At 43.8% G+C, this 11,532-nt stretch carries 11 protein-coding genes and 1 riboswitch; of the genes, 3 read left to right on the forward strand and 8 right to left on the reverse strand.

Annotation, left to right across the window (positions count from 1 at the left end):
* Positions 1-4: 4 nt before the first annotated feature.
* Entirely contained in the window at positions 5-1,105 is a 1,101-nt protein-coding gene (locus BTO30_RS10055) for a methionine biosynthesis PLP-dependent protein (protein ID WP_075398593.1), read from the reverse strand.
* A 64-nt stretch (positions 1,106-1,169) separates the two neighbouring features.
* Positions 1,170-1,274: riboswitch (SAM riboswitch) on the reverse strand.
* 395 nt (positions 1,275-1,669) lie between these two features.
* Here BTO30_RS10055 and BTO30_RS10060 point away from each other — a divergent pair.
* On the forward strand, positions 1,670-1,945 hold the full coding sequence (locus BTO30_RS10060) for a hypothetical protein (RefSeq protein ID WP_075398594.1): 276 nt from the start codon (positions 1,670-1,672) through the stop codon (positions 1,943-1,945).
* Between the two features lie 30 nt (positions 1,946-1,975).
* Here the strand turns inward: BTO30_RS10060 and BTO30_RS10065 are convergent, their stop codons facing one another.
* From BTO30_RS10065 to BTO30_RS10085, 5 genes are all read right to left on the reverse strand, one after another.
* Complete coding sequence (locus BTO30_RS10065) at positions 1,976-2,881, reverse strand: diacylglycerol/lipid kinase family protein (protein WP_083632366.1); 906 nt, start codon at positions 2,879-2,881, stop codon at positions 1,976-1,978.
* 103 nt (positions 2,882-2,984) lie between these two features.
* Positions 2,985-3,623 (reverse strand): thiamine phosphate synthase, encoded by a 639-nt coding sequence (gene thiE, locus BTO30_RS10070; protein WP_075398596.1) that lies wholly within the window; start codon positions 3,621-3,623, stop codon positions 2,985-2,987.
* A complete protein-coding gene (gene thiD / locus BTO30_RS10075) occupies positions 3,623-4,426 on the reverse strand; it encodes a bifunctional hydroxymethylpyrimidine kinase/phosphomethylpyrimidine kinase (protein ID WP_075398597.1) in 804 nt (267 codons plus the stop codon). Before thiD ends, thiE begins: the two co-directional genes overlap by 1 nt.
* A 2-nt stretch (positions 4,427-4,428) precedes the next feature.
* Positions 4,429-5,229: a hydroxyethylthiazole kinase gene (gene thiM / locus BTO30_RS10080; protein ID WP_075398598.1), complete on the reverse strand. Its 801-nt coding sequence runs from the start codon at positions 5,227-5,229 to the stop codon at positions 4,429-4,431.
* A 215-nt stretch (positions 5,230-5,444) separates the two neighbouring features.
* Positions 5,445-5,882 carry a peptidylprolyl isomerase gene (locus BTO30_RS10085; protein ID WP_075398599.1) on the reverse strand — a complete coding sequence of 146 codons (438 nt, stop codon included), beginning with the start codon at positions 5,880-5,882 and terminating at the stop codon, positions 5,445-5,447.
* A 149-nt stretch (positions 5,883-6,031) separates the two neighbouring features.
* Here BTO30_RS10085 and BTO30_RS10090 point away from each other — a divergent pair, with 149 nt between their 5' ends.
* Positions 6,032-7,732 carry an AAA family ATPase gene (locus BTO30_RS10090; protein ID WP_075398600.1) on the forward strand — a complete coding sequence of 567 codons (1,701 nt, stop codon included), beginning with the start codon at positions 6,032-6,034 and terminating at the stop codon, positions 7,730-7,732.
* Positions 7,733-8,100: 368 nt separating this feature from the next.
* Positions 8,101-8,544: a cyanase gene (cynS, locus tag BTO30_RS10095; RefSeq protein ID WP_075398601.1), complete on the forward strand. Its 444-nt coding sequence runs from the start codon at positions 8,101-8,103 to the stop codon at positions 8,542-8,544.
* 220 nt (positions 8,545-8,764) lie between these two features.
* On the opposite strand, the gene BTO30_RS10100 is transcribed toward cynS, so the two are convergent.
* Positions 8,765-10,042 carry an MFS transporter gene (locus BTO30_RS10100; RefSeq protein WP_075398602.1) on the reverse strand — a complete coding sequence of 426 codons (1,278 nt, stop codon included), beginning with the start codon at positions 10,040-10,042 and terminating at the stop codon, positions 8,765-8,767.
* Between the two features lie 157 nt (positions 10,043-10,199).
* On the reverse strand, positions 10,200-11,366 hold the full coding sequence (locus BTO30_RS10105) for a Gfo/Idh/MocA family protein (RefSeq protein WP_075398603.1): 1,167 nt from the start codon (positions 11,364-11,366) through the stop codon (positions 10,200-10,202).
* Between the last annotated feature and the right edge of the window lie 166 nt (positions 11,367-11,532).

The raw sequence follows: 11,532 nt of genomic DNA on the forward strand, positions 1-11,532 counted from the left end.
CCAATCATCCTTTCATTTTTTCAAATGCCTGTGTTAAATCGGCTATTAGATCGTCTGCGTGCTCAATGCCGATGGAGAAACGCAAAAGCCTGTTACAGACACCGTTTGCAATCCGCACATCTTCCGGGATATCCATATGCGTCTGCGTTGCCGGATACGTAATAAAGCTTTCCACACCGCCAAGGCTTTCCGCAAATGAAATTAATTTCATATTTTGCAAAAATGGATTGACCCAGTTTTCCGACTTTAACCGGAATGAGAGCATGCCGCCCTGCCCCGGATACAGCACATCTAAAATATCGTCATGTGTTTCTAAAAACGCAGCGATTTTTTGACCGTTTTCCGTATGCTGCTTCATACGAAGACTCAATGTTTTCATGCCGCGGGCAAGCAGCCAGGAATCAAACGGTGACAATACGGCGCCAATCGCATTTTGGAATTCAAAAACTTTCGCAGACAATTCTTCCCCTTTTACGGCAATAAGACCCGCCAGCACATCGTTATGGCCGCCCAAGTATTTTGTTGCGCTGTGAAGAACGATATCGGCTCCTTGTTCAATCGGGCGCTGCAAAACCGGTGTATAGAACGTATTATCAACGATCAAGATCAAATGGTGTTCTTTCGCAAAAGCTGCCACAGAAGCAATATCTGTTTCTTTCATTAACGGATTTGTCGGTGTTTCTAAAAAAATCGCTTTCGTTTTATCGGATACACGTTTTTTTGTTTCTTCAAGATTCTCAAAACTGTCGTATGTAAAATCGAGCCCGAATTTTTTCCAGCCTTTTTCAAACAAGCGATACGTGCCGCCGTACAAATCGGCGGAAACGAGAAATTCATCGCCCGGCTCAAACAAGGAAAGCAGCGTATGAATAGCCGCCATGCCGGATGAAAAAGCAAAACCGGCATCTGCCCCTTCAAGATCCGCTATCGCTTTTTCCACGACTTCCCTTGTCGGGTTACCTGTCCGCACATAATCATAGCCTGTTGACATGCCGATACCTTCGTGGCGGTATGCAGTAGAAAAATAAACCGGCGGGTTGATGGTTCCTGTTGGGTTCTTTGTCCGATTGCCGATCTGTGCTAATTTCGTTTCAATATTTGTCATCCCTATCGCTCCTTTTCAATAAAAAAAACAAGCCTTCATGGAAGAAGGCTTGTTTTTACACTTCTTCTCATCTCCCGGACGGTGTCGGTCCGCTGGATTTAGCACCTTTGCCGCATGGCCGGTTGCTGAAGCATCATCGGGCCAGTCCCTCCGCTTCTCTTGATAAGTTTTTTAATTTGTCTTATTTGTTAAATGTACAGGAAAATGACAATGATGACAACCTTTTTATTCGGCCGCCGCCTGAAAGGGCAACATGCTCATCCTTAAGAAAGGAAACGCAGAAGAGATGAAAATACAATGATCCATTTCCGGAAAATTCAGTGCCCATTGAGATGAATCTACACGTCAAAAAAAGGATCAAGTGTCTCTATTTAAGTGTACATGGTATTTTAGTGGGATAAATTCACTTAATGTGTTTTTTTATGCATGAAAATACGTTTATGGCATATAAATAAAAAGAATTGTAAAGAAATATCAATTTAATATTAACCTTTTGTAAATTTTATGTTAAGATACAAATAGAAGTATTGACAAATAGGAAATGGAGGAAGGAGTGAATGAGCTATGACAGTAGCTGAATTCTACGGAGGAGTCGAATATTCTGTCACACAATTTGCTGTGCAGCTTACAAAAGAAATTGAGGAAAAAATCGCTAAACGCGAATTGTTTTATGAAGATCAGATTATCCGCTATATCGAACGCCGCGCATTATTATTCATCCAGACATTGGCCCTCACCCCGGCCGTTTCAGCCATCATGAAAAAAGAAGTGACGACTCACGTTCTTTTTAAGCTGAAACCGGTCATGAACCGTCAAATTGTATTCCAGGTCGTAAAATAAAAAAGACGCTTCATTTTGAATGCGTCTTTTTTATTTGGTTAAAATAAGCTGAAGTGCTTTTTCATGAACAGTTATTTCTACGGGCGTTGTACCGATCGGTTCTCCATCGACCATGACGGAAATCGGTCTGTTTGTATCTACTGTGACCTTTTTCCCTTTTTTGTACGTTACCCCGTGCGTGATTATCGGTTCTCCGCGCATTAACATGGGAAACAGCTGAAACAACACCCTCCCCCGTTTCACCGTATGAAGCATAGTTACATCCATCACGCCGTCCACTGGATGTGCGTACGGGCAAATAACGAGTCCTCCGCCATATGATGATGTATTGCCGCATGCAAGAAGCCATGTTGTATCTGCTACGTACCGGTCCCCGTCAATGGTGATTGTACATTTAAAAGGTTTAAATAACAACGCAGATAAAACGGTTCCGATCACATACGTAAATGTGCCGGCTCCTATTTTGTTCAGCCACTTTTTATAAAATGCCCGGTTTACACGCTGCGCAATATCAGCGTCAAGCCCTGCTCCGGCAACGGTTAAACCATAGCTCGTATTGATTTTTAATACATCGACCGCTTTTGTTTCACCGGATAGCAGTTTCTTTACAAATTGACCTGGATGATTGGTCAGACCAAAAATGCGGGCAATGTCGTTTCCTGAACCAGCAGGTAAAACAGCCAGAGCTGTGTCACCATGAATAACGTCCTGTAAAATGCCATTAACCGTTCCGTCACCGCCAATAACAGTCACGGCCCTCACCTTTTCTTCCTGCATTTTCTGCCGTACAAATTCCCGTGCTGAAGCCTCTGAACCGCCAACAAGCACGTCATACGGTATTCGTTTCTTTTGCAGCTGCTGTTCCACCTTCGTCCATAAAGAATGGGCTCTTCCATTCCCGGAAGTTGGATTGACGATAAAAAGATACATACTCATCACTCATTTCTCAGCGGCGCTGTTTATCTATTCATATGTTTTTTCTTCCATTCTATCATAATAAAATAGAAGCCGGAGTATATGATTTACTCCATCTTCTACTTTATTGCGTTCGTGAAAAAACGTTTTTTAATTGTGATGCTGCTTGTTTTGGATTCTTTGCATGACTTATCGCTGTTATGACAGAGACACCATCTGCTCCGGCTTTCATTACTTCCTCTGCATTTTCAATGGTAATACCACCAATGCCGACGATCGGAAAGTCAGGATATTTATCTTTCATTTTCCGGATGAGTGTCGTACCTGCAACCGGACGTGTATCGGTTTTCGTCGCCGTCACGTAAATCGGACCGGTTCCGACATAATCCGCTCCGTCTGCAATCGCTTTTTCAAATTCATCCATCGTATGAACAGAAACGCCGACGATGCCGCCTTTTATTTTTTCACGGACAACAGACGCCGGCTCGTCTTCCTGTCCGATATGAACACCGTCTGCGGCAATGTCGATGGCAAGTGCAATGTCATCATTAATGATAAATGGAATACCCGCCTGTTTACACTTGGCCTGCAGGCGCAGGGCAATTTGTTTTTTTCGTTCACCCGTTAATGCCCCTTCGCCTTTTTCACGAAATTGAAACATCGCAATACCGCCGTCAATGGCCGCCTGAAGTGTTTCTTCAATCGTTGTGAGGCAGTTTGGTGTTCCAGCGATAAAGTAAACAGCCAGCTGTTCTTTTTCCATCAGCACCCACCCCGCTGCCGGTATGCCCAGTGATTCGTCGGACCGTGACCGCTGCCAATATGGATACCATCTTCAATCGCAGCCTGAATAAACTGTTTCGCTGTTTCAGCCGCTGTCCGTACAGAAGCGCCTTTTGCGATCGCTGCGGTCATGGCAGCTGAAAACGTGCAGCCTGTTCCATGCGTATCTTTTGTATTAATTCGCTTACCGGAGAAAGTATGGAAAGACTCACCATCGTACAGTAAATCATATGTGATCTCTCCTTCATCATGGCCGCCTTTTATCAATACATGTTTTACACCAAGCGACGCGATCGCTTTCGCTGCTTCTTTTTTGTCTTCTACGGATTGAATCGACATGCCGGAAATGGCTTCAGCCTCCGGAATGTTCGGTGTCACCACAAGTGCAAGCGGCAATAATTTTGTTTTTAATGCTTCCATTGCTTCTTCCTGTAAAAGCGGAGCACCGCCTTTGGCAATCATCACGGGATCGACGATTACATTTTTAAAGCCATGTTCCCGAATTTTCGCAGCCACCGCTTCGATAATTTCTGTTGAAAATAGCATGCCGGTTTTCAAGGCATCGAGACCAATATCGCTTGCAACCGCATCGATTTGTTTTTCCACAGCGTCAACGCTCATTGGATAAACGCCGTGAACACCCAGTGTGTTCTGAGCGGTAACGGCTGTAATTGAAGATGTACCAAATACACCGAGCTCTTGGAAAGTCTTTAAATCGGCTTGAATGCCTGCACCGCCCCCGCTGTCTGAGCCGGCAATTGTCATCGCTTTTTTTATGGTCATTTTTACAGCTCCTCTATCTTGGCTTTTTTCATGATTGCCTCTTTTCCCGTTAAGGACAGTTCATTCAAAAATTCCACCGCAAATGTACCCGGACGGTTATGTCCCGACTTTTCAACGGCACGTTCTGCTGCGACACCGTAAAAAGCAAGAGCGGCGGCCGCTGCCTTGGCATAATTTTTTTCCACTGCGCAAAAAGCCGCAATAACCGAACCGAGAAGGCATCCTGTCCCCGTAACAGTTGTCAAAATCGGATCGCCGTTTTGAACAGAAAAGGATTCTTTTCCAAAGACTACATCTTCTGCACCGGTAATCACACACGTGACACCGAGTGTTTCAGACGCTTCTTTTGCCAAAGCTCTCATATCGGCATTTCCTCCTCCATCCACTCCTTTTACTTGTATCGACTGCCCGCAAAGCACGGCAATTTCACCGGCGTTCCCGCGTAATATATCGACATTAACTTCTGATAAAATGCGTTTTGCACTTTCCGTACGGTAAGGAGTTGCCCCTGCACCAACAGGATCAAATAAGACCGGAATACCGGCAGCATTTGCCGCTTTGCCGGCTAAAATCATCGCTTCGACTTTTGGCGCTGTGAGCGTACCGATATTTAAGACAACTGCCCCAGCGATTTTTGCCATATCCGCCGCCTCTTCAACCGCATCGGCCATAACAGGCGATGCGCCGATTGAGAGCAGCCCGTTTGCTGTAAAATTAGTGACGACTGTATTCGTTAAATTATGTATAAGCGGTTTTGATTTTCGAACACGCTCAAGCAGTTCTGCCGCGAATTCATTGTTCATTTTTTCAACTCTCCCTTTATTATTTCATTACACCAGATTTCTTTAGCCTATACAAAAAACCGGAACAGCAATGCGCCTGATCCGGGTTGTCATCAGTGATTGCTACTTCCCTGCGCTGTCATTTAACAGATCAGACGAATGGGATTCAGGAACCTCTCTGCTTATGCATAATACTATAGCATAAAAAAGACCGGCGCGCGGCCGGTCCAATTACTTTACGCTTCAAATACTTCAACTTTTTCCATGACGTCGCCGTTTTTCATTACTTTTACCGCATCCATTCCAGATGTTACTTGTCCGAAAACAGTGTGAACGCCATTCAAATGCGGCTGCGGCTCATGAACGATAAAGAACTGGCTTCCGCCTGTATCTTTGCCGGCATGTGCCATTGAAAGAGAACCTTCTTGATGTGTATGCGGGTTTCCTTCTGTTTCACATTTAATTGTGTAACCAGGACCGCCCATACCAGTACCTGTCGGGTCGCCGCCCTGGCTGACGAATCCTGGAATAACACGGTGGAAAACAACCCCGTTGTAGAAGCCTTCGTTTGCTAATTTTTCAAAGTTTTCAACTGTGCCCGGTGCCGCTTCTGGGAACAAGTCAAATTCAATTTTCGCGCCGTCTTTCATTTGGATATACCCTTTTTTCGCCAAAATAATCGCTCCTTTAATTTTAATCTTTACTATAATACCATGCAGACCCACAATTTCAAACTCGCGTGATTTGAAGAAATGTTTTCCGCTTTCAAGTTCCCTTTTTTTTTCTTATAATAGAAGTATTCTAGAAAGGGAGTGTGGTAAAAATGATGACACGTCCCGGATTGCTTTGGAAAGCGGCTGTTGTGTTTATATTATTGGCAGCCGGTGTATTCTGGTATGTGCAGAAAGCAAATGAATCAACGGTTATTCCGTTTTCTTCAGTGGAAGATATTATACAAAAAGAAGATGGACAGGAAGTCGGACTGGTAGAATACCCCGATGGAACGCTTCATATCTCCACACAAAATGGAGAATATACTTCTTATATTTCACCGGGCAGTATGGTGGTAGACAGATTAAATGAAACGTACAATATCCGCTATGAATATAAAAAAGCGGAACCGTACGAAAGCTGGATCGCCATTGCACTGGTTATCGCTATTGCGGGAATCGGGTTTTACTTTTACCGAAAAAAAGGCGGAATCGGAGTTGCCCATTCGATGAAAAACAGTTTATCCCATGCCCGTCCCTTGCCGGACATTACCCTTCAGGACGTCGGCGGTTTGTCAGATGAGATGAAGGAAGACATCCTGCAGACACTCTCGATTTTAAAGGAAAGAGATTTATCAACGCGGCTTGGCATTGAACCGCCGCGTGGAATTTTATTATACGGACCGCCGGGCACTGGTAAGACATTACTCGCACAGGCTATTGCCCGAGAAATTGGTGCTTCGTTTTTCTCGTCAAGCGGTTCCGCCTTTACTGAATTATTTGTCGGCGTTGGTGCATCACGCGTGCGCAGCTTATTCAAGGAAGCACGAAAGCAAAAGCCTGCGGTCATTTTTATTGATGAAGTAGATGCACTTGCCGGCCGGCGAAAAACGCACGGCGGCGAAGAAGCGGAAAAAACGCTGACCGAATTGCTCGTACAGCTTGACGGCGGTCACGATAATGATGGTTTGCTCTTTATTGCCGCAACGAACCGGAAAGATATGCTTGATGAAGCGTTCCTTCGTCCAGGACGAATTGATTTTTCGTTTCATGTTACGCTGCCGGATGCAAAAGGGCGAAAAGAAATTATCGACATTCATGCACGCGGCAAAAATATGACAGATAACGCCGCTGCGATGCTTCATGATTTAGCGGAGGCAACTGTCGGTTTTTCCGGTGCTGAACTTTCAGCCTTATTTGAAACCGCAAGCAGGAGTGCGATCCGAAGCGGCCGCGACACGATTGAAAAGAAAGATATTGACTATGCACTGGACCGGACGATTCTCGGTACGATGACACGCCCGCTGGCGGATCCACTCACAAAGCGGCGTGTAGCGATACATGAGGCTGGACATGCCCTGGTCGCCGCTCTCACAAAGCCGGGCTCTGTCCGGAAAGCGACGATTATCCCGCGTGGACAAGCACTCGGTTATGTGGCTCCGGTTCCAAAAGAGCTCCATTTGTCAACGGCCAGCGAACTAATCGATCAGGTCGCCATGATTTTATCCGGCGGCGTTGCCGAACGACTTTACCTCGGTGAACATTCCATCGGTGTCAGCGGCGACGTACAGCAGGCGAAGCAGATTTTAGAACGAATGGTTGATACCGGCATTTTTCAGGACCGCTTTTCTCTCACATTCCGCCAGGCTGATAAAGAAACGAAAATGAACGAACTGTTTGAATTGGCACTGGAAAGGTCAGAAACACTGATAGAAGAACACCGGGAGGCATTTGACAGGCTCGTTGAAGCGTTAATGACGCAGGAAACACTGGAAGGTTTTGAGGTGGAAGCGATTATTCACCAACAAATATAAAAAAGTAAAAACAGGCAGACCTTCTGGAGGTCTGCCTGTCTGCATGCGGCAAACCTCCAATTAGTATCATTTCTTCTGACAATATCTACATCTCTTACGCCACAAAAAAGTATTATTTCCTCGCTACTGCATCGCCCGCATCAGCAAATTCCTTCTGGTTTTGAAAAATTTTAAATAGTTAAGAAAAATGTTTTTATTATGCCTTCACTTTTAATAATGTATAAATTTATTTCCCTTTGAGTTAATTATTTCAAAGCTTCATCGGCAGAGAAAATTCAATGTAAGATTTCCTGACAAATTATCAGACATTTTCGAAAAAAATGATTACTATGAGAACGTACTAGTTTAATCATAAGGAGAGAGAGAAAATGGAGAAAACCAAAACGACAAGCGAAATTTTATCAGCAAAAAGAAAATTAAACTTAAAATGGACGGATATTGCTCAAACAATTGAACGTTCAGAATCATGGACCGCTACCGCCTTACTGGGACAGGCTACCCTCTCAACCGAAGAAGCAGAGAAAGTAGGAACATTATTAGAGTTATCGAATGAGGCAGTTGAATCGTTGACGGTCGTTCCATATCGCGGCACTACTGTTCAAATGCCTCCTACCGATCCATTAATTTACCGCTTTTATGAAATTCTATTGGTTTACGGGCCAGCTATTAAAGAATTAATTCATGAAAAATTCGGAGATGGTATTATGTCTGCCATTGATTATGAAATGGATATTCAAAAATTAGAAGATCCAAAAGGAGATCGAGTGTTAGTTACGTTAAACGGGAAATTTTTGCCCTATAAAAAATGGTGAATATTTTTTATAAAATGATAAAGCCGGAATACAGCAAGGATCTGTCCCCTAAGTGTGGATCAAAGGCCGGATTCATGGGAAATTCGGCCAAAAGAGCAAGAAAACCGGCCCAAAATTAGAAAATCCGGCTATAGAAATGAAAAAGGGTGTCTCAATGAACGTTTGAGACACCTTTTTTCATTTTTTAATCCGCCTCTTTTCAATAGCAGGATATCCATTTTTAACTTGTTTGTTTTTCAGTAAAATAACGGTTTTCATTCTGCTTTTCTTCATCTGGCAATGTCATAAATTTCATCAATACAGCGCCAAGGAAATACAAGCCGGCGAATATCCACATGACACCATGAACCCCGATCATTCCGATGAATGCTCCAACGATTGCCGGCGCGATGAAGTAAGACATTCCTGCACCAAAGCTTACCACTGCCATGGCAGAACCTTTCTGATCCGGTGCCATTGACGTCACAAGAGCAGTCAGAGGCACAAAACCACAGAGGACGATTCCGAAAAAGATTCCGACCAGGGTCATCGCAAGGAAACTGCCGCCGAAAATTTGGGGAGTATAAAGCATTACCAGCGTCATCACCCCGCAGCCGAAACTGCCAATCCACATAATCGTATTACGCCAGCCAAGCCATCTGTCACTAATGTATGGGATGACAAGATTAAAGGCGATATTCGCCACCCACATTGTTCCCCAAACCTGCAGCCATTGTTCTGTCGTAAACCCATATTCGGAAGACAAATACAGAGGGAAAAAGATCGGAAGTGCCCCTATGCCGGTTGAATTAATAATACGGACGATTCCGCCTATAGCTACTTTTGGTTTTACGACGCAAATGGTCAGACCGCTCAGCAAACTTTTCAATTTTTCTTTTGAATTGCCTTTACGCTGAATTCCTTCGTCTTTGACAACTAAAAGACCTATTATTCCACCAATCACTACCCAGACAACAGCACTCCACATAAGCCCTATATATCCTATTTTCGGGAGCATATAAGCTGGGAAATAACTTCCAACCACATAAAGTCCCCCGCTCCAAGCAGCCCAAAACAGACCTACCGCTGTAGCCATGATTCGTTCAGGACTCCGATATGTCACCCATACTAAAAATGAATAACAAAATAACGGATAACCGAATCCGCGAATTGCATAAGTCGGTAACATCCAGCCATAGTTTTGCTGCTTTAAGCCAAATTCAATGAATAGAATTTGGCCAACCAACCAGATGAGCAGTCCGGCTAACATTACTTTTCTCGGCCCCCATGCTTCTGTCAGGACGCCAGAAAAATAAGAAGCGACAGCTAATACAGCTCCATATGCTGTAAATAATGTAGCGGACTGCTGCACAGTTAACCCCTGTTCAATAAGATATGGCGACAGCCAGCCATGCTCAAGACCGTCGCCGACCATAAAGATCAACGTGGCGGCATAACCCCAAATTACTGCAGCGGGAAGGCCGGCGAAATTTCGTTCCTTACCTGAAATCGCATTCATTTTTATCACCTAAACTTCGTAATTTTGTTTTTATGGTGCATTCTCGTATTCATAGATCCTTTTCATCAGAAGGAAGAAATCATTCAATCGTTGATGTCCATTATCTTCATATGTACTTGTACTTATCTTGAAAAAACGACGATAGGTCAGGGTCTTTTTATACGTCTAATTTCACTTTCACCCATTTTTGCTGTTCATGACTTTCTAAAATGGCATCTGTAATGCACATGGATATATGACCATCTTTAAAGGTCGCAAAATTGACTTGGCTGCTTAAAGGATCTTTCCCTTCCCGGATAAATGTATAGAAATTTAACATGCCGTTTTTCAACGCATCCGGCCATCCTTCATTATGACCACCCGGATGATGAATCGATGATCTTGCCTCTGAAGCAAACAGAGCAGGATCCGCTAAAAGAACCTCGTTTGGCCGATCCCGATGCCCGATCCATAATTTCTCCGGTTCTTCCTGATTCCAATAAGCAGATTGTTGACTTCCATTTATTTCAAAGCTCAATCTATTTTTCCGGCCGGCACTTACTTGAGAAACAGTAAATACCCCTTTTGTCCCATCTTCAAAGCGCACAAGAACAGATGCATAGTCTTCCGTATTAATCGGTACGTCTTCATATGCTTCTTCCTGGCCTTTTTGTTCGGAAAATGTAGATGTGTTCGACGCAGATTTTTTCCTAACGGGAATAACGGTTGCTAAATCAGCAAACACCTCAACAATTCTTTTCCCTGTTACGTATTGAACCGTATCACACCAATGAGAGCCAATATCCGCGATTGCCCGGGATTTTCCTCCTGCTTCAGGAGCTAAACGCCAATTAAAATCCGTCTCAAACAATAACCAGTCTTGCAAGTAACTTCCATGCACTAAGTTGACTTTCCCTAATTTCTCGTTTTTGATCATGGCTGCTAACTGCTTGACAATCGGGAATTGCCGGTAATTAAAGTTAACACCATGAACAACCTTATGTTCTTTAGCTAATGACAATAATGCTTCTGATTCCATACTGGACATAGCTAAAGGTTTTTCAGATAACACATGTTTACCTGCTAAAATAATCTCTTTATTAATTTCAAAATGGAGATGGTTAGGCGTACAGTTATGCACCACTTGGATGTCGCTGTCACGTAACATATCGCGATAATCCCCATAGGCTCTTGTAATGCCAAGCTCAGCTGCTTTTTGTTCAGCGGCCTCTTGATTGCTTTGGGCCAATCCAACCACTTCTACAAATCCAAGTCTTCTGATGGCTTCAATGTGAGTAGGTCCGATAAAACCGGTACCGATAATGCCCACTTTTATTTTTTTCATTCTTTCTCCTCCCTGTCATGCATGATATTTTATAGAGGCCGCCGTTTGAACAGCCTCTATAACGTTTTCCGTTTATTTTACTTCTGCTGTTTGTTTTGTAAGGTTCACCCATTGACCTTTTTCAGCAGATTCCAAAATCGCATCAGAAATGACCGCAATTTGGTAG

Origin of the sequence: Domibacillus antri, assembly GCF_001936625.1 — a bacterium.
In the GTDB taxonomy this organism is placed as follows: Bacteria; Bacillota; Bacilli; order Bacillales; family Domibacillaceae; genus Domibacillus; species Domibacillus antri.